The sequence below is a fragment of the Nakamurella aerolata genome (assembly GCF_013002705.1).
GTDB classification, from domain to species: Bacteria; Actinomycetota; Actinomycetes; order Mycobacteriales; family Nakamurellaceae; genus Nakamurella; species Nakamurella aerolata.
The window spans coordinates 189,550-207,533 of record NZ_JABEND010000006.1 but is presented as its reverse complement, the minus strand read 5'-3'; the positions used below and the strand labels follow the sequence as shown (position 1 = coordinate 207,533).

The window sequence follows — 17,984 nt, the reverse complement described above, 5'->3', positions numbered from 1 at the left end:
GGGTGGACGGCATGAGGATCACCGATACCAGCGATCTGTGGTGGAAGAGCGCGGTGCTGTACTGCCTCGACGTCGAGACCTACTACGACGCCAACGGTGACGGCATCGGCGACCTGCAGGGACTCGGCCGGCGCATCGACTATCTGGCCGAGCTCGGCATCAACTGTCTGTGGCTGATGCCGTTCTACCCGAGTCCGGACCGCGACGACGGTTACGACATCAAGGACTACCTCGGGGTCGACCCGCGACTGGGCGATGTGGGACGGATGGTCGAGGTGCTGCGGCTGGCGCATGACCGTGGCATCAAGGTGATTGCCGACCTGGTGGTGAATCACACCTCCGACAAGCACCCGTGGTTCATCGCCTCCCGACGCAGCGCGGACCCGGAGACCAACCCGTACCGCGACTACTACATCTGGCGGTCGGACGAGCCCGGCGACACCTCGGACCAGGTGGTGTTTCCCGACCAGGAGGACTCGATCTGGGAGTTCGACGAGCGCACCGGCGAGTGGTACCTGCACCACTTCTACAAGCACCAGCCCGACCTGAATCTGGACAACCCGGCGGTGGTGGAGGAGATTCTGCGCAGCGTCGGTTTCTGGCTGCAGCTCGGCTTCGACGGCTTCCGGGTGGACGGGGTGCCGTTCATGGCACAAACGGCAAAAGAGATAGGGTCCAACGAGTTTGTGGTCGATCCGCACGATTTCATGCGGAAGCTGCGCACCTTCCTGTCCCGCCGCAAGGGCGATGCGATGATGCTCGGCGAGGTCAACCTGCCTTATGCCGAGCAACTGGACTTCTTCGGCGGCGACAATGCCGACGAGCTGCACATGCAGTTCGACTTCCTGACTATGCAGAACACCTATCTGGCGCTGGCCCGGCAGGACGTGCGGCCGCTGGTGAAGGTGCTGCAGCAGCGGCCGGCACTGGAGGACTCGTGTCAGTGGGCACTGTTCCTGCGCAATCACGACGAGCTCACCCTCGACCGGTTGACCGACAAGCAGCGCCAGGAGGTGTTCGACGCATTCGGCCCCGACCCCGAGATGCAGATCTACGACAGGGGGCTGAAACGCCGGCTGCCGCCGATGCTGTCCGGCGACCCACGCCGGGTGAAAATGGCGTACTCGCTGCTGTTTTCGCTGCCGGGAACGCCGACGCTGTACTTCGGCGAAGAGATCGGCATGGGTGAAGATCTCGCCGCCGACGGCCGGATGGCGGTGCGCACCCCCATGCAGTGGTCGCCGGGCAAGGACGGCGGCTTCTCCACCGCTGCCGCTGGCAAGCTGGTGCAGCGGGTGGTGCCGGGAGCCTACGGCCCTGAGCACGTCAGCGTCGCCGCGCAGCTGCACGACCCCGACTCGCTGCTGAGCTGGATCCGCCGGCTGATCGACCTCCGGCACGCCTGCCCGGAACTGGGCTGGGGTGAGTTCACCGTGATCGAGCACGACGGTGGGAACGGCGTGCTGGCGCACCGGCTGGACACCGGGACATCGGCAGTGCTTGCGCTGCACAACTTTTCGTCCGACCCGGTGACGGTGACCGTCCCCGTCGACCCGCTGATGCCGGACGGGGAGCGACCCGGAGCCGACCAGGACGCAGCGCCGGTGATCAACGACCTGCTGGACCATGCCGTGCTGCACCCCGATGACGACGGCAACCTTGAGGTTGGGTTGGATGGCTACGGGGTGCGCTGGTTCCGCCTGCGCCGCCCCGGTGATCTGGCCATTCCCTGAGTCTTCGCGGGCCTGAGTAACGCCGGCCGGCTCCGACTCGTTGCTGGAACCGTCGCCGAGGGGAGCTAAAACGCTGGCGCTGCCGGCGGGGCATCCGCTAGCTTTGTCGACGTTCGTGTTGCCTGCGCAAGGAGCGCCCGTGGAGCTGTGAGGTCGCGACCCCATCGAGTTGGGTCGCCACGTGATCGCTGTTCGATCCGACCCCTCGGGAGACCTCATGCCCTCACATTCCTCATCCCCGCGTACCCGCACCCACCCCGTCGACGGTGACCAGCACCCGGCGAACGCTGCGGTGGTCTGCTCCCGGCTCAGCTTTGCCTGGCCGGACGGAACCAGCCTGCTCGATCAGCTCGACGTCAGCTTCGACACCGGACGCAGCGCGCTGATCGGGCCCAACGGATCCGGCAAAACCACGCTGCTGCAACTGATCTCGGGCGAGCTGATGCCTACCTCGGGGTCGGTGACGGTGGCCGGCGGCTTCGGCGTCGTCCGCACGTTGCCGCAGCATCTGCCCCGCACCGACGACGTCACGGTGGCCGACCTGATGGGCGTCACCGAGGTGCTGGCCGCCATCGCCAGGGTGGAGCACGGGCGGGCCGGCGAGCGGCTTGCCGACGATCTCGAGCTGATCGGTGACGACTGGGACATCGCCGGCCGGGCCGTTGCCGAACTGCACCGACTCGGACTGCGCGAACCGAACGTGTTGCGGCGCACCATGAACACGCTGTCCGGCGGGCAGGCGGTGCTGGCCGGGCTGGCTCGGCTGCTGCTGCGTCCCGGCGCCGTGACACTGCTGGACGAGCCCACCAACAACCTGGACCTGGCGACCAGACAGCGGCTGTACGCCGCGGTCGACTCCTGGCCGGGGGTGCTGATACTGGTCTCGCACGACAGGGAGCTGCTGGAACACGTCGACCGGATCGTCGAACTCAGCCCGCACCTGCCCGGCTTGCGCGACAGCAGCATCCGCTCGTTCGGCGGCACCTTCAGCCAATACACCGAGCTGCTGGCCGCCGAGCAGCAGGCCGCCGACCGCGACGTCCGCGACGCGGATGCGGTGCTGCGCAAGGAGAAACAGCAACTGATCGACACCAGGGCCAAGCTGGACCGCAGGGCCCGCACAGCCCGCCGGGCCGAGGCCGAGAAACGCGTGCCGAAGATCGTCGCGCACGGCCGACGAATGCAGGCCCAGCAGTCGGCCGGCAAGCTGCGCATCGAGGCCGAGCAGAAGGTCGCGGCAGCGCAGCAGGGCTACGACGAGGCCGAGCTGGCCGCGCGGGAGCCGGACCGCATCCGGATCAGCCTGCCCGACACCGCGATTCCGGCCGGCCGCACCGTGCTGACCATGCGGGATGCCCGCTGGATCCCGGACCGGGCCGATCGGCCCGACGCCGGAGCGGGGGACGGCGATAGTGGGACGGCCCGCCCGCGCGCCGCGTCCGGCCGGGTCGCCGACCTGGTGATCCGCGGACCGGAGCGGGTGGCGCTGCTCGGCGCCAACGGCACCGGTAAGACCACCCTGCTGCGTCATCTGGTGGCAGCCGGCAACGGGAGCAACGGCGCGAGCGTGGCCGACCGTGCCGACACCGCCGGCACTGCCGGCCGTGCCGACCCTGCCGCCGCCGACGCGGCCGGTTCTGCCGGCTCTGCCGGCTCTGCCGGCACTGTCGGCACTGTCGAGAGCGCTGGCACCGCCGGCCTACCGCTGGAACCGGCTGTGCTGCAACGGATCAGCATCGGCGCCCCGGTCGGGTACCTGCCGCAGCGGCTGGACCTGCTCGACGACAGCTTCTCGGTGCTGGACAACGTCAGGGCCGTCAACCCGCAGGCCGGCCCGCAGCAGGTGCGGGCGCAGCTGGCCAGGTTCCTGATCGGCAAACGCCAGGTGGATCAACTGGCCGGCGGGCTCTCCGGCGGCGAACGGTTCCGGGTCACCTTGGCCCGGTTACTGCTCGCCGACCCGGCGCCCGGGCTGTTGCTCCTGGACGAGCCGACCAACAACCTCGACCTGACCAGCGTCACCGCGCTGGTGGATGCATTGGCCGGCTATCAGGGTGCGCTGCTGGTGGCCAGCCACGACCGGCCGTTCCTTGCCGACATCGGTGTCGAGCGGCAGTGGCAGCACACGGTGGACGGATGGGTCGATACCGCGGTGTGAGCGCGCGGATACTCTGGGGCGCATGGCGAACTGGATCGAGCTCGACGGTGTGGTCAACATGCGTGACGTCGGTGGCATCCCGACCACCGACGGCGGCGCGATCCTGCCGGGACGGCTGCTGCGGTCGGACAACCTGCAATCGCTGACCCCGGCCGACATCGCGGAGCTACGCGCCAGGGATCTCACCGACGTGATCGACATGCGGTCCGGCGTCGAGGTACGGAGCGAAGGTCCTGGGCCGCTGGTCGGCGCCGACGGGGTGCGGTTCCACCACCGCTCGGTATTCGTGGAGAAGCCGGACGTGTTCGCCGCCGGTGCCGATGGTGCCGACGGGGTTGGCAGCGCCGTCGGTGGGGACAGCGCCCGTGGTGCTGACGGTGCTGAAAGTGCTGACAGTGCCGGCGGTGCTCACAGTGCTGGCAGGCGGGAGAGTGGCGACGGGGACGTCGATCCGGTGCCAGGCTCCAGCGCGGGACCGGGCGGCCCTGAGCCGATCCGCACCGAACTTGACCATCCCGACGGCGACGGCCGCAACCCGGCGCAGACCGCGCCGCCGGAAGCGCTGCCGTGGGTGGGGAAGTCGGCCAGCGTCGCGCACGAACACGAATCCACCGCGCACTACCTGTCGTACCTGGCCGACCGGCCGGATTCCATCGTCGGGGCGCTGCGCGACATCGCGACCGCCCCGGGCGCCGCGTTGGTGCACTGCGCTGCCGGCAAGGACCGCACCGGAACCGTTGTCGCGCTGGCACTGTTGGTCGCCGGCGCCGACCCGGCCGCGGTGGTCGAGGACTACGCGGCGTCGTCGGAGCGGGTGCAGGGCATCGTCGATCGGCTGATGAGCACCAAGACCTACGCCGACAACCTGCGTGACCGGCCGCTGGAATCCCACCTGTCCCTCCCGGAGACCATGCAGGGGTTGCTGGACGAGGTGGACCGGGCCGGCGGGGTCGAAGCCTTCCTGGCGCCCTACGGTTGGACCGCCGACGACTCGGAAGCGTTGCGGCGCAAGCTGCGCGGCTGACGGCCGGCGGGCATGCGCCAACAGCAGCGACTGGAGCGGGCCGTCGCCTCCCAGCACGGTCGCTGCCTGTGGTGCGGCCGCCCGTTCGGTGAGTTGATCGCCGCCACCACCGATCACCTGGTGCCGCGCGCCAAGGGCGGACCCAGCATCGCCGAGAACGAGGTGGCAGCCTGCCGGCGCTGCAACGCTCGTCGTGGGCACCAAGGCCCGGCGCAGTGGGCGGAACAGGCGCGCGAGCTCTACGGCACTGCGCCCGAGGTGCGAAAGTTGTTGCTGCGACTGGCGGATCGGCTGGACGACGTCGGCGGTTCGCGGCGCGCCAGGACGTATCTCGATGCTCAGCTGCGGCGCTGCTGACCGGCAGCGTCGTCGAAGCGGCATTGCCGGCAGATGTCGCGAATCGGGGTCCGGTGGCCTTTTCGGGGCCGATGTCGGGGGTGTGAGGCGACGCGACCCGGATTCACGACATGGGCGGTGCGGCACCCTGCGGCTGGCGTTGGCGGGCTGCGAGCCGGCCGGCTGGGCTTTGGTGGGTTGGGCTCTGGCGGTGCTCCGTGAGGCGGAGCGTTGCCGGCGGCTGTCGTGAATCGGGGTCTGGTGGCCTTTTCGGGTCCGATGTCGGGGGGGGTGGGGGCGACGCGACCCGGATTGACGACATTGCGGTGAGTGCGGCAGCCCGGGGCTGGGTTGGCCGGGCTGCGAGCCGGCCGGCTGGGCTCTGCGGTGGGTGCGGCAGCCCGGGGCTGGGTTTGGCGGGCTGCGAGCCGGCCGGCTGTGCTCTCTGGTGGGTTGGGCACTGGCGGTGCTCCGTGAGGCGGAGCATTGCCGGCAGATGTCGCGAATCGGGGTCCGGTGGCCTTTTCGGGGCCGATGTCGGGGGTGTGAGGGCGACGCGACCCGGATTCACGACATGGGCGGTGCGGCAACTGCCGGCGCCAGTCGGAGCTGCGGGCCGAGCGCTGTTCAGCGCGGCCCGGGGAACCACTCGTGCAGGGCCGCGGCGACGTCGTCGGTGCGGGTACCCAGCTCGGTCGCCGAGAACACCAGCAAGGTGTCGTCCACCAGGTCGATGTGCAGCAGCGCCGAGCGGGTGCCCAGCCGGGTGTGCGCGACCTCGTCGATGCGCCGCACCTGGTGCCAGGGGATGTGCTGCGGGCCGGACCAGCCGGTCACCGTGAGGCCGGTGGCATCCACCGCCAGCCGGTGCCGCCAGCGCCGCGCCCACATCGCCAGCGCGATACCGGCGCCGGCCATCAGCACCGCGACGGCGCGATCACGAGCAGACGGCGTGAGGATCGCCCAGACCACCGCAACCGCAAGCACCGCGCAGCCGAGCGCGAGCAACCACGGACGGACACCCCAGCGCATTCCGCTGCGCGGCATCGCGCCGGGCGGCTGGGCGGCCGGGTCAGGGATGGTCACAGCGCGTCCCGGGGGCGTTATCCACAGCGGTAGTCCACAGTGGGGATGAATGACATCGATGTGTTTCGGTGTCCAGCAGGCGACCGGCGGATGACCGGCAGGCGAACTGCTCGGATACCGACGGGGCGTTCAGCGCCCCGTTGAGCAGCCGGGTCAGCGCCACCGCATGGTCATCAGCAGGCCGATCACCATCAGGCCGAACCCGACCAAGAAGTTCCAGCCCTGGAGGGTGTTCATCACCGGGATGTCCTGGCCCCACAGGTAGTAGATGACGATCCACAGCAGCCCGAGGATCATCAGCCCGAGCATGACGCCGATGTACAGCGGACTGGACGGGCCGGCGACCTTGACCCGGCTGGTCTGTGCTGCTGCGGAGCTGGTCGATCCGGAGCGGGCCGCCACCGAGCCGGCGGAACTACCAGCGGGCTTCTTCCGAACCTTGGACTTGGGCACCGGGTCCTCCGTACTGGCCGCGTGCGGCGGCTGTCTGCTGTTGCCCCGGCGATGGCCCGGGCCGACGGCGCTGCCGCCTTGGGTCGGTGACCATGGTAAGTGCCGCACCCATGGACGTGCGACCAGCATCGCTCGCTGCACCGCCGAGCTACCGCGCCGCAGACCCCTGGGGCGCCGCGGAGCAGGACCGCCGGACGGCTGGAGCGCCGGCTGGCATCGGCAACGCTGGCCGCTGCGTCGCTGGAGGGCAGCAACCACAGGATCTCCGCAACGCGGCGCCGCTGGATCGTCCGGCCGCCGGGTCGCCGGGGTGAGCCGCCGGGGCGAATCACCGCACCGCACGACTGCAGGGCCGGGCCGCGGCGCCGTGTCCGGTAACGGCCTCGATGGGTCACAATGTGCGAGAGCGTGTGTCGACAGGCCAAGGGGGTGCGATGAACGACCAGGACCAGGACGGCGAGCGTTGCGCGCTGCTCGCGCGGGCGATGGCCGAGCGCGCCGAACAGCGCCGGCAGGATCGCGGCGCCGCGCGGACCCGCGCCGCCGACACCCAAGGCGAACACGGCGACGACGCGGAAGCCCGTACCGGCAGCTGGTCGGGCAGCGGCGCTGCCCCAGGGTCCGCGCCGGGCTCCGCCGACACCCGCCCGCTCACCGGCTCCGAACCGCTGGCCGACACCCGCCCGCTCACCGACTCCCGCCCGCTGGCCGGCTCCGAACCGCTGGCGGGCTCCGAACCGCTGGCCGGCTCCCGCCCGCTGGCCGACTCCGAACCGCCCACCGCAACGTTGCCGGCCGTCGGCGGGGACCATGCCAACGAAGGGGACATCAACGGTGGCACCGCCGACCGGGACGCCGAGTATGCCGCGGTGATCGCCGGGGTGAAATCGGCCGACCGCGAGAGCGCCGTCGGCACGGCGGGCAGCGGCGCGGCGTCGTCCGGCGGGGGCGTTGTCGCCAGCGGGGTTGCCACCAGCGGCGTTGCCGCCAGCGGGGTTGGCACCAGCGATGACGACACCCGCGCCGGCGCCGGCGAGCACCAGGCAACGACAGCTCCCGATGCCGATCCGGAGGGCACCCCGGATTCGGCCGCAGGCACCGGCAGCGACGAACCCCCGCTGCCCCCGCGCAGCGGCCGCGCCGGCCGGTCCGGTGGCGGCGGGGTGGGGCGGATGCTCACCCGCACAGCCGGCGAAATTCTGGTGACGCTCGGCGTGGTGATGCTGCTGCTAGTGGTCTACGAGCTGTGGATCACCGACATCTTCACCGCCCGCAAGCAGGCGCAGGCGACCCAGGTGCTTGAGGAGAAGTGGGCGGCGGCCGAGCCGAACGTCGTCACCGTGACCCGCAGCGCCGGTACCGGCGGGACGACCGACGCCGGGCCGCCGCCGGCCAAGCAGTTGGAGACCGACGCCAGCAAACGCACCAAGAAATACGACACACTCACCGGCGAGGGCTTTGCCAAGCTATACATTCCCAGCTTCGGCGCCGACGAGGTGTACACCCTGATCGAGGGCACCAACGACGACGACCTCGCCACCGGCCCCGGCCACTACGCCGACAGCCAGTATCCGGGCCAGCCAGGCAATTTCGCCGTCGCCGGGCACCGGGTGACGCACGGCGCCCCGTTCAACGACGCCGGCGAGCTGCGCTCCTGCGACGCGCTGGTGGTGGAGACCCAGGACGACTGGTTCGTCTACCGGGTGCTGCCGATGCAGGACGAGGCGGCGAACTGGAACCCGGCCGCCCGCCCCGAATGTGCCGACGTCAAGAAGCAAACCGGTTCGTACGCAGGGGTTTTCGGTCGGCAGATCGTGTTGCCGCAGGCGATCGAGCAGACCTATCCGATCCCGGGGGTGCAGAGCATGACGATCCCGCCGAACGCCGAGCGGCTGATCACCCTGACCACCTGCCACCCGCAGTTCTCCGACCGCGAGCGGATGATCATCCACGGCGTGCTGACCAAGAGCTACTCCAAGGCGGCCGGGTTCCTGCCGCCGGAACTGGGAGCGTGAGCGCATGTACGGATGGCTCTGGCGGCACCTGCCCGGCAACACCGCGGCGCGCATCGGCGAGTGCCTCGTGCTGTTTCTCGCGGTGGTCGCGTTGCTGTTCTTCGTGATCTTCCCGTGGGTGGAACCGTTGCTGCCGTTCAACAATGTCGACGTCAGCCAGTAGTCGGCCGACCGGCCGTTAGCCGGCGATCGCGGCCAGCTGGCAGCATAGGGCCATGGCCCGCGTGCTCGTCATCGACAACTACGACTCGTTCGTCTACAACCTGGTGCAGTACCTCGGCCAGCTCGGCGCCGAGACCGTGGTCTGGCGCAACGACGACCGCTCGCCCGCCGATGTCGCCGCCGGGGTGATCGACGAGGTCGGTGCCGACGGCGTCCTGCTCTCGCCCGGCCCCGGCACCCCCGCAGAGGCCGGGTCGATGGCGGCCGTCATCGAGTGGGCGGCGCAGCGCCGGCTCCCGACGCTGGGGGTGTGTCTCGGGCACCAGGCCATCGCGGAGGTCTACGGCGGGGTGGTGCACCGCGCCGACCAGCTCCTGCACGGCCGGACCTCACAGATCAGCCACGACGACGCCGGGGTGTTCGCCGGGCTGCCGGATCCGTTGACTGTCACCAGGTATCACTCGCTCGCCGTGCAGGACGGCACCGTGCCCGACGAGCTGGAGATCACCGCCCGCACCGTTGCCGACGGCACCCCGGGTACCGACGCGCCGGGCGTGATCATGGGGTTGCGGCACCGGTCGCTGCCGCTGCAGAGCGTGCAGTTCCATCCGGAATCCGTGCTGACCCAGGCCGGCCACGCGCTACTGGCCAACTGGCTGGTGGAGTTGGGTGACGCCGCGGCGCCGAGCCGGGTGGCGCCGCTGGCGCAGGACGTCGAGCGGCTGCGGCTGCGCGCCGGCTGATCCACTGTTCCGCCCGACCCGCCGACCCGCCGGCCGGCCGGCGGCGGGTGGCTGCGCTGGCCCGCGCTGGCCAGGGCTCGCCCGCGCTGGCCGGCTGGCGTCACAGCTGAGTTCGCACCTCACAGCCGGATTGGTTAACCAACTGAGCTGTGTTGCGAAAACTCGGCTGTGAGGCGCCGACGGGTCCACCCGCGCCGCCGAAACTGACCGGCCGAAACTGACCGGCCGAAACTGACCGGCTGCAGCTGGCCGGCCGAAGCTGACCGGCCGAAACTGACCGGCCGAAACTGACCATAGCCAGGGTCAACACCGTCGGTTACTCTTTCTCGGGGTCGGGGACACCCATTCGAGTGAAACAGGACGGTTCTATGGCTACCCGCGTCACCCATCGTCAGCAGCAGGGTCCCCACAACTCCGGTAGCCGCAAGCCGGGCAGCCCGGGTTCTCGTCATGGCGTGCAGCGCCGGCGCCGCACCCGGCTGCTGCCGGCGGCGCTGGCCGCAGTGACGGCGGTCGCCGTCTGCCAGCCGCTGGTCTCCGCCGCCGGCGTCGGGGCGCCGGCCGCCGGGTTCCGAGCCGCGACGACCGATGCCTGCGCCGCGATGACCATGCCGGTGTACGAACGGGTCAACCCGACAACAGCGGCGTCACTGTTCACGGTGTGGGAGAGCGAGGCGCGCACCGCCGACACCAAGTACGGCTACTCGGACGACCGCGGCGTGCCGTTCACCGCCACCCGGCTGGCGGCGCCGGGGCTGACGCCGGTCTACCGCATGTACAACCCGAGCCAGGTCGACTTCATGTGGGTGGCCGGCGACGCCGCCAGGGACGAGGCGGCCGCGCAGGGGTACCGGGAGCAGGGACCGATGTCGCGGATGTACGCCCTCACCGCGCCGACGTCGTGCGCGCAACCGGTGCGGCAGTTCGTCAAGCACGCGAACAACAGGACCAAGCACCGGCTGGCGGTGTCGGCCGCCGAGCGCGAGCAGCTGACGGCCGACGGTTGGACCGAGTCGGGGGTGGCCTTCTACGCGCCGACCCAGCAGCAGGCCGCCAACGAGAGCAGCCGGTTCACCATCGCGGTGTACCCGGACACCCAGATGGAGACCGGCACCACCGACCCGCGCTTCAAGGGGCGCACGAACTGGTTGCTGAACAACAGGTCTGCGCTGAACCTGAAGTTTGTGATGCACACCGGTGACGTCGTCAACTGGGGTTGGGTGGTGCCGTCGCAGTACCAGGTGGCCAGCGACGCAATGCGCCCGCTGGAGGCCGCCGGCGTCCCGTACGCCCTGACGCTCGGCAACCACGACACCAGAGCCGTTGGCTGGAACGGGATCCCGGGCAGCCGCGGTTACGGCGGCGCCGCTTACGTCGGCAACCCCGAGTGCAAGGAACGCTTCCCGGCGTCGGAATGCGTGACCAGCAAACTGTTGCGGCACACCGAAGAATTCAACAAGGTCTTCACCGCCGAGCGGTTCGGCGCGGTGGCCGGCAGCTACGAGCCCGGCAAGGTTGACAACACCTACTCGCGATTCTCGGCTGCCGGCAAGGACTTTATGGTGCTGACGCTGGAGGCGTGGCCGCGTCCGCAGGTGGTCGACTGGGCCAAGCAGGTGGTCGCCGACCATCCCAACGACAATGTGCTGGTTCAGGTTCACGCCTACCTCGAACCGAACGGCAGTATCGGCCTGGGCAACGACAACTACGGTGCCATGACGCCGAAGTACTTGCAGGACAACCTGATCAGCAAGTACAAGAACATCAAGGCAGTGTTCTCCGGGCACGTCGGCAGCGCGGCGCACCGCACCGACACTTATGAGCAGGGCAACAAGGTGGTCTCGTACCTGAACAACCAGACCGACGTGACGGGCAACCCGGTCAGCCTGATCACCATCGACGTGGCCGCCGGCACCATGAGCCGCCGCATCGCCGATCCGGCCAAGGGCGCCGACCTCGATCAGTACGCCACCTTCGACTCCGGGATCACCTTCCAGTAGCCCGGTCAGCACCGACGGCACGGTCAGCACCGGCAGCACTGCGCCAGCCAGCACTCGGCCGCCATCGGCCGGCAACAGGCCAGCGACCGGCCGGCGCCGGCACGGGCCGGAACCGTCGTCCTGGGAACGCGAAGAGCCCGCTCGCACCGGCACCATCATGTGATGGTGGGGCGAGCGGGCTCTTGCCCTGCACCGGCGATCACGGCCAACGGGACATGGTCACCGGCAACGGCGGCTCAGCTGGAACGGGCGGTTCCGAGCGTCACCTCAACAGTTTGCGCAGAACCGTTGCGGTCAAAGGTGATGTTCACCTTGCCGCCGGGGACCTGCGAACGGATCGCGGCGATCAACGCGTCGGACGAGTCGATCGGGATGTCACCGATCTTCGTCACCACATCGCCTTCCTGCAGGCCGGCCTGCTGCGCGGCGCCACCGTCGGTGGTCCCGCGGATCACCGCCCCGGTGGACGGCGAGGTGCGGTCGGCGCTGTTGTCGGAGACCGTGGCGCCGAGCACCGCGCGGTTGGCGTAACCGTTCTCGATGATCTCGTTGGCGATGCGCTTGGCCTGGTCGATCGGGATCGCGAAACCGACCCCGATGTTGCCGGCCTGCGACGCGCTGGACTGTCCCGGCATGCCGGCGATCGCCGAGTTGATGCCGATCACCTGACCGGACATGTTGACCAGTGGGCCACCGGAGTTGCCGGGGTTGATGGCGGCGTCGGTCTGGATCGCGTTCAGTACGGTGCCGTCGCTCTGCACGGCCTGGTTCGAGCTGTTCGGGTCCTGCTGCTGCCCGTTGGGATCCTGCTGGCCGTAAGGGTTCTGCTGGCCGAACGGGTTTTGCTGCTGCGGGGTCTGCTGCTCGGCGGCGGCCGTCCTCACCGGGCGATTGAGCGCCGACACGATGCCGGTGGTGACGGTGGAGGTCAGCCCCAGCGGCGAGCCGATCGCCACCACCTGCTGGCCGACGGCCAGATCAGCCGACGACCCGAGCGCGGCCGGCGTCAGGTTGGAAACACCCTCGGCCTGCAGCACGGCGAGATCGTCGGTGGCGTCGCCACCGATCAGCTTGGCGGTGGCGGTGGTGCCGTCGCTGAACTGCACGGTGATCTTTTCGCTACCGGCGACGACGTGGTTGTTGGTGAGGATCTTGCCGTCCGCCGACAGGATGACGCCGGAGCCCTCACCCTCACCCTCGTTGGTCACCGACATGATCGAGACCACCGACGGCAGCAGCTTTTTCGCCACCGCCTGCACGTCGGCGCTGGCCGGCGGGGCGGACGGGGTGAGCGCCACCGGGTTCTGCGGGCTGCTCTGCGTCAGCGACGAGTCCTGGACGGCGGCCGTGGTGCTCGGCGAGCCGACCTGCGAGCCGAGGTAGCCGGCCCCGAACGCGGCGGCCAGCGCCAACACGGTGACGCCGCCGATCGCCGCGACCTTGCCGCGCTTGCGCGGCGGCTCGGCCACCGCGGTGCTGCTGCCGTAGCCGGAGCTCTGGTAGCCGGTGTACTGCCGGTAACCGGACGGGCCGGTCTGGCTGTGCTGCTGGGCCCCGAACGCCGTCCAGTCGTTGTATCCGCGGGACGCCGAGTCCTGCCGGTAGCCGGCCCGGTCAGCTGCCGGGTAGCTGGCGGTGTGCGGCGGGGTCTGCTCGTACCCGCTGCCCTGCTGGCCGTATCCGGTGCCGAGGCCGGCGCGGTCCGGGCGATCGGTGGAGGCGCCACCCGCGTCGGGAACGGGTGGCGCCGACGTGGCAGCCGACGATCCCGCTGGGGACGCCGACTGAGTCTGTTGGGTATCTGGAGTATCAGCCGCCGACTCTGAGGTTTCTGGCCGCGGGCTGGTGGGGGTGGGTGAGGTCGATGGGGTGGATGCTGACGGGGAAGACTGGTGCGCGTCCGAACCCTCGGACTCCCAGTCGCGGGGCGGTGTCTGACTCATAGCTACCAACATGGACCGTCATCGTGGGAACGCGCTGAGTTGGCAGTGAGCCCGGTTCGAGAATCGGTACAGGTTCGGCTGTGCAATTTCCGGCCAACCTGTGAACCAGCTGTATGCCGGTCCCGGGACGGGCGGGACCGCCCAGTCGCGCCGGTGGTGCAGTGATCGTCCTGCGCGGAGGGCTGTCCACCAGCACGCTGGTGATCCGGCGCAACCGCTGATCAGCCGCCCGGTCGGCCGATGCCGCCGCCGTTCCCGTTGCCATTCCCGTTCCCGTTCCCGTTGCCGTTACCGGGGCCCGGCCGCGGGCCCTGGTTGCCGCCGGCGGGAGGCTGGGCGGCCGGCGGCTGGGTGGTGGGCTGAACGGGCGGCTGGGTGGGCCGGGTCGGCTGGGCCGGCGGGTTGGTGGGCTGGGTGGCCGGAGGCTGGGTGGCCGGAGGTTGGGTGGCCGGCGGCTGGACCGGCGGCGGGGGTTGGGGCTTGGGGGCCGCGTCGTAGTAGCCACAACTGATGGTCTGGTTGACCCGGATGGTGGCGCTCTGGGTTGGCACGCAGTCCCGCACCTGGAAATCGACGGTGGGGTCGGAGTTGCCGTTCGCCGTCCAGTTGATCTGGGTGCGCAGCCCCAGCCCGGCCAGCTCCGCCGCGAACGCGTCCTTGTTCTTACCGACGTACGGCGGGATGGTGATGCTGGGGGCCACCCCGACCGTCAGCGAAGGACGGGCGAGGATCCCGAACGCGGTGCCGGCGGCCGGGCCCTGCCCGATCACGTTGCCCCAGCCGGCGTCGTCGTTGGTCTCCTGCTCCTTGATCTCGACGGTGTCGGGGCTGCCCTGCCAACCAGAGGCGGTGAGCTGCTGGATGGCGGCGTCGCTGGACAGGCCCTGATTGCTGACGTTCGGCATCTTGAACTGGCTCTGGTCCGAGGTCTGCAGCTGCAGCACGGTGCCCTCGGGCACCTTCTGGCCGGCCTGCCGGTCCACCAGCTTGATGACGGTGTCCTTGCGCTCCGTCGACGGCACGCTCTGTGCGACCGCCTTCAGCTTCAACTTGTCCAGCTCAGCCTGCACATCGGAGAGCGGCTTGCCGACCAGGTCGCCGGGAATGGCCACCAGGTTGGGGCCGCCGGACACCACGACGGTGACCGTCGAGCCGGTCTTCAGCTGGGCGCCGGTGGCCGGGTCCTGCCGGATGACCTTGTCCTTGGCCACCGTGCCCGACGCCTCGGTCTGCACCTTCATCTGCAGGTTCGCGTCGGTCAGCGTGGTCTTGGCCTCGGCCTGGGAGAAACCGGTCAGGTTCGGCACCGCGACCATCGGCACCCCGGTGCCGACGGTGATGGTCACCGCCGAGTCGGGCTGCACCGGCTGGTGCGGTGACGGGTTCTGGTCGATCACCTTGCCCTTGTCGGCGTCGCTGGACTGCTGCTGCTGAACCGGGCTGGCCAACTTGAGCTTCATCGAGGTGAGCTCGGCCCTGGCCTGCTCCTCCGTCATCCCGGCCAGCGCCGGCACCGCCACGTTCTGCGGCTTCGGCTTTTGCGAGGTGATCTTGACGGTCAGGAAGATGGCGCCGGCCAGCAGCGCAAGGCACAGCGCGCCGATGCCGACATAACCCCAGACCTTCTTGGCCCGTGACGACTCGCGCTCGTCGTCGTCCCAGCGCTGCGGGGCGATCCGCTGCGGCGGCGCCAGGATCGGCGGGGTGCCGTCGTTGCCCGAGCCAGAGCCGCCGTTACCGGCTCCGGCGCCACCGGCGGCGACCGCGGTGGGCGTGGCGCCGAGCAGCTCGGTGCGTTCGGCGTCGTCCATCACCCGCGGCGCCTGCACGGCCTGGCCGGACAGCGCCCGCACCAGATCGGCGCGCATCTCGGCGGCAGTCTGGTAGCGGTTCAGCGGGTTCTTGTTGAGGGCCTTCAGGGTGATCGCGTCCAGCTCGCGGGGCAGCCCTGGACGCAGCGCCGACGGCGGCTTCGGGTCTTCCCGTACGTGCTGGTAGGCCACCGCGACGGGGGAGTCACCGGTGAACGGCGGCTGCCCGGTGAGCAGCTCGTACAGCACGCAGCCGGTGGAGTAGACGTCGCTGCGGGCGTCCACCGGTTCGCCGCGGGCCTGCTCCGGCGAAAGGTACTGGGCGGTGCCGATGACGGCGGCGGTGGCCGTCATGGTGGATTGACCGTCGGCCACGGCGCGGGCGATGCCGAAGTCCATCACCTTCACCGCGCCGGCGCGGGTCAGCATGATGTTCGCGGGCTTGACGTCGCGGTGCACGATGCCGTGCCGGTGCGAGAAATCCAGCGCGGCGCAGACGTCGGCGATGATCTCCATCGCCCGGCGCGGCTCCAGCGGACCCTCGCGTTTGAGCAGGTCGCGCAGCGTCTCGCCGTCGACGTACTCCATCACGATGTACGGCACCGAGCTGGGCGGCGAGTTCGGGTCTTTGGTGTCGGTGGGACCGGTGGTCTCGCCGGTGTCGTAGACCGCGACGATGGCTGGGTGGTTCAGCGAAGCGGCGTTCTGCGCCTCGCGCCGGAACCTGGTCTGGAACGACGGGTCGCGGGCCAGGTCGGCGCGCAGCACCTTGATCGCGACGTCGCGGCCCAGCCGCAGGTCGCGACCGCGGTGTACCTCGGACATGCCGCCGAAGCCCAGGGTGTCACCGACCTGGTAGCGGCCGCCGAAGAGTTGTCCGGTCATCGCCTTCCTCGCCTTGGAGCACTGCGGCACGGCCGTCCGTCACCCACGGGTGACCAGGCCGGACCGCGCGGAGCCGCAACGGGCCCGCGGTGCTGTTGTTGGGCCCATTGTCGCAGGTTCGGTGATCCCACCAGGTCGCTTGCTGACCGAACGTGACCAATGCGGTACCTAGCTGCGGCGGTCAGGGCGGATGACGCGGTCGGGGCGAACATCCTGATGGTGCAGCCAACCGACGCCGTGCCGCCGCTGCACGTCCGGTCGTAGCGTACTGGCGCGCGGAAGGCGGGACGGGCACAAGCGGTGGTCCGGTGCTTGGTCTGGTCGGACATCTGATTCCGCACCTCAATTCCAGGGCTGGGTGGCCAGCAGCAGCATCGCCAGGGCGGCGAGCGCGACGATCAGCAGGGTGAGCAGCCAGCTCACCGCCGAGTGCCGCTGCGGTTTCGGGGCGACCAGGACGTCGATCGCCGAGTAGCCGGCGCCCGCGCGCTGCTGCGCCTCGCGCACCGCGACCGCCGCCTCGGCGGCCTGGGTGGCGTGCAGCGTGGGGGCGCCGTGCTGGGCCGGGGCCGCCATGCCGCGCCCGGCCCGGACCGCCGAGACGGCGGTGGCCAGCGAGGCGCCGTCGTCGAAGCGCTGCTGCGGGTCTTTGGCGAGCATCCGCATCACCAGGTCCGTCACCGGCGGGGGAATGTCCGCGGGCAACGGCGGCGGCGGGTTGTTGACCTGCTGCATGGCAACGGCGATCGGCGTCTCGGCGTTGAACGGGCGCTTACCGGCCAGGCATTCGTAGGCCACAACGCCCAGCGCGTACACGTCGGAGGCGGGCACCGCCTCGTGCCCGGCGGCCTGCTCCGGCGACAGATACTGCGCGGTGCCCATCACCATGCCGCCCTTGGTGATCGGAACCTGGAAGGCGACCTTGGCGATGCCGAAGTCGGTGATCTTGACCTGACCGGCCGGGGTCACCATCAGGTTGCCCGGCTTGATGTCGCGGTGCACCAGCTGGTGGTTGTGCGCCACCTGCAGTGCCCTGCCGGTCTGCTCGATGACGTCGAGCACCCGGGGGACGGCGATCCGCGGCTGCCGGGCCAGCACCGCGCTGAGCGGTTCGCCGCTCACCAACTCCATCACCAGGAACGCGGTGTCCTCGGGGCCGCCGGCGATGGAGGCGACCTCGCCGTAGTCGTACACCGCGGCGATACCGGGATGGTTGAGCGCCGCGGTGATCCTGGCCTCGGTGCGGAACCGGTCGACGAACTCGGGGTCGGAGGTGAGCTCGGACTTGAGGATCTTCACCGCGACGGTGCGCGCCAGCCGCTGGTCCTCGGCGCGCCACACCTCGCCCATCCCGCCCTCGGCGATCCGCGAGGTGAGCCGGTACCGATCGGACAGCAGCAGTCCAGGGGTCAGTGCCATGCCGTCACCTCCGCACCGTGCAGCGGCCACCTATGGCGTTCGGTGGCACCCGCTCGCGCGGGGCTCAGACGGTGCTCCGCGAGGCGGAGCATTGCCGGAGCGGGGCCGATGCGCGCGGGGCTTTGACGGTGCTCCGCGAGACGGAGCATTGCCAGAGGCGCGCGCGACCAGCCGTCAGCTCGCGCGAAACGCGCGGCATCGGTGCAGGTCAGAGCG

The 17,984-nt window shown here is 70.2% G+C and carries 13 protein-coding genes and 1 pseudogene; 8 read left to right on the top strand and 6 right to left on the bottom strand.

Annotated features, from left to right (window positions below):
• The first annotated feature begins 11 nt into the window (after nt 1-11).
• From HKD39_RS12100 to HKD39_RS12085, 4 genes are all read left to right on the top strand, one after another.
• A complete protein-coding gene (locus tag HKD39_RS12100; protein WP_171200125.1) occupies nt 12-1,733 on the top strand; it encodes an alpha-amylase family protein in 1,722 nt (573 codons plus the stop codon).
• Nucleotides 1,734-1,950: 217 nt separating this feature from the next.
• Nucleotides 1,951-3,891 (top strand): ATP-binding cassette domain-containing protein, encoded by a 1,941-nt coding sequence (locus tag HKD39_RS12095; RefSeq protein WP_212754484.1) that lies wholly within the window; start codon nt 1,951-1,953, stop codon nt 3,889-3,891.
• Between the two features lie 22 nt (nt 3,892-3,913).
• Nucleotides 3,914-4,915 carry a tyrosine-protein phosphatase gene (locus HKD39_RS12090; RefSeq protein ID WP_171200124.1) on the top strand — a complete coding sequence of 334 codons (1,002 nt, stop codon included), beginning with the start codon at nt 3,914-3,916 and terminating at the stop codon, nt 4,913-4,915.
• A 12-nt stretch (nt 4,916-4,927) separates the two neighbouring features.
• Nucleotides 4,928-5,272, top strand: coding sequence for an HNH endonuclease (locus HKD39_RS12085; protein ID WP_171200123.1), 345 nt, complete (start codon nt 4,928-4,930; stop codon nt 5,270-5,272).
• A 606-nt stretch (nt 5,273-5,878) separates the two neighbouring features.
• On the opposite strand, the gene HKD39_RS20560 is transcribed toward HKD39_RS12085, so the two are convergent.
• Together HKD39_RS20560 and HKD39_RS12075 are read right to left on the bottom strand one after the other, a co-directional pair.
• Nucleotides 5,879-6,337 (bottom strand): PH domain-containing protein, encoded by a 459-nt coding sequence (locus HKD39_RS20560; protein ID WP_171200122.1) that lies wholly within the window; start codon nt 6,335-6,337, stop codon nt 5,879-5,881.
• A 153-nt stretch (nt 6,338-6,490) separates the two neighbouring features.
• Nucleotides 6,491-6,790: a cell division protein CrgA gene (locus HKD39_RS12075; protein ID WP_343074694.1), complete on the bottom strand. Its 300-nt coding sequence runs from the start codon at nt 6,788-6,790 to the stop codon at nt 6,491-6,493.
• Between the two features lie 434 nt (nt 6,791-7,224).
• Between HKD39_RS12075 and HKD39_RS19640 the strand changes: the two genes are divergently transcribed.
• From HKD39_RS19640 to HKD39_RS12055, 4 genes are all read left to right on the top strand, one after another.
• A complete protein-coding gene (locus HKD39_RS19640) occupies nt 7,225-8,805 on the top strand; it encodes a class E sortase (RefSeq protein ID WP_246232519.1) in 1,581 nt (526 codons plus the stop codon).
• 4 nt (nt 8,806-8,809) lie between these two features.
• Nucleotides 8,810-8,968, top strand: a complete 159-nt coding sequence (locus tag HKD39_RS12065; RefSeq protein ID WP_171200120.1) for a hypothetical protein — start codon at nt 8,810-8,812, stop codon at nt 8,966-8,968.
• Nucleotides 8,969-9,020: 52 nt separating this feature from the next.
• Complete coding sequence (locus tag HKD39_RS12060; protein WP_171200119.1) at nt 9,021-9,710, top strand: anthranilate synthase component II; 690 nt, start codon at nt 9,021-9,023, stop codon at nt 9,708-9,710.
• Between the two features lie 368 nt (nt 9,711-10,078).
• Nucleotides 10,079-11,710, top strand: a complete 1,632-nt coding sequence (locus HKD39_RS12055; RefSeq protein ID WP_171200118.1) for a metallophosphoesterase — start codon at nt 10,079-10,081, stop codon at nt 11,708-11,710.
• A gap of 236 nt (nt 11,711-11,946) precedes the next feature.
• Here the strand turns inward: HKD39_RS12055 and HKD39_RS12050 are convergent, their stop codons facing one another.
• The 4 genes and pseudogenes from HKD39_RS12050 to HKD39_RS12040 form a co-directional block, all read right to left on the bottom strand.
• A complete protein-coding gene (locus HKD39_RS12050; protein WP_171200117.1) occupies nt 11,947-13,653 on the bottom strand; it encodes a S1C family serine protease in 1,707 nt (568 codons plus the stop codon).
• Nucleotides 13,654-13,874: 221 nt separating this feature from the next.
• Nucleotides 13,875-14,558 (bottom strand): PASTA domain-containing protein, encoded by a 684-nt coding sequence (locus HKD39_RS20795; protein ID WP_425488452.1) that lies wholly within the window; start codon nt 14,556-14,558, stop codon nt 13,875-13,877.
• A gap of 81 nt (nt 14,559-14,639) precedes the next feature.
• A pseudogene (gene pknB, locus HKD39_RS12045) lies at nt 14,640-16,349 on the bottom strand (Stk1 family PASTA domain-containing Ser/Thr kinase); the annotation flags it as partial.
• 342 nt (nt 16,350-16,691) lie between these two features.
• The gene (locus HKD39_RS12040; RefSeq protein ID WP_171200116.1) at nt 16,692-17,768 is read right to left on the bottom strand and encodes a serine/threonine-protein kinase; all 1,077 of its coding nucleotides are present in this window, start codon (nt 17,766-17,768) and stop codon (nt 16,692-16,694) included.
• Nucleotides 17,769-17,984: the final 216 nt, after the last annotated feature.

What these genes read in the sequence shown, in the direction of transcription:
- HKD39_RS12100 (WP_171200125.1), top strand. Translation starts at nt 12, where the DNA reads ATGAGGATCACCGATACCAGCGATCTGTGGTGGAAGAGCGCGGTGCTG.
- HKD39_RS12095 (WP_212754484.1), top strand. Translation starts at nt 1,951, where the DNA reads ATGCCCTCACATTCCTCATCCCCGCGTACCCGCACCCACCCCGTCGAC.
- HKD39_RS12090 (WP_171200124.1), top strand. Translation starts at nt 3,914, where the DNA reads ATGGCGAACTGGATCGAGCTCGACGGTGTGGTCAACATGCGTGACGTC.
- HKD39_RS12085 (WP_171200123.1), top strand. Translation starts at nt 4,928, where the DNA reads ATGCGCCAACAGCAGCGACTGGAGCGGGCCGTCGCCTCCCAGCACGGT.
- HKD39_RS19640 (WP_246232519.1), top strand. Translation starts at nt 7,225, where the DNA reads ATGAACGACCAGGACCAGGACGGCGAGCGTTGCGCGCTGCTCGCGCGG.
- HKD39_RS12065 (WP_171200120.1), top strand. Translation starts at nt 8,810, where the DNA reads ATGTACGGATGGCTCTGGCGGCACCTGCCCGGCAACACCGCGGCGCGC.
- HKD39_RS12060 (WP_171200119.1), top strand. Translation starts at nt 9,021, where the DNA reads ATGGCCCGCGTGCTCGTCATCGACAACTACGACTCGTTCGTCTACAAC.
- HKD39_RS12055 (WP_171200118.1), top strand. Translation starts at nt 10,079, where the DNA reads ATGGCTACCCGCGTCACCCATCGTCAGCAGCAGGGTCCCCACAACTCC.
- HKD39_RS12050 (WP_171200117.1), bottom strand. Translation starts at nt 13,653, where the DNA reads ATGAGTCAGACACCGCCCCGCGACTGGGAGTCCGAGGGTTCGGACGCG.
- HKD39_RS20795 (WP_425488452.1), bottom strand. Translation starts at nt 14,558, where the DNA reads ATGCCGAACGTCAGCAATCAGGGCCTGTCCAGCGACGCCGCCATCCAG.
- HKD39_RS12040 (WP_171200116.1), bottom strand. Translation starts at nt 17,768, where the DNA reads ATGGCACTGACCCCTGGACTGCTGCTGTCCGATCGGTACCGGCTCACC.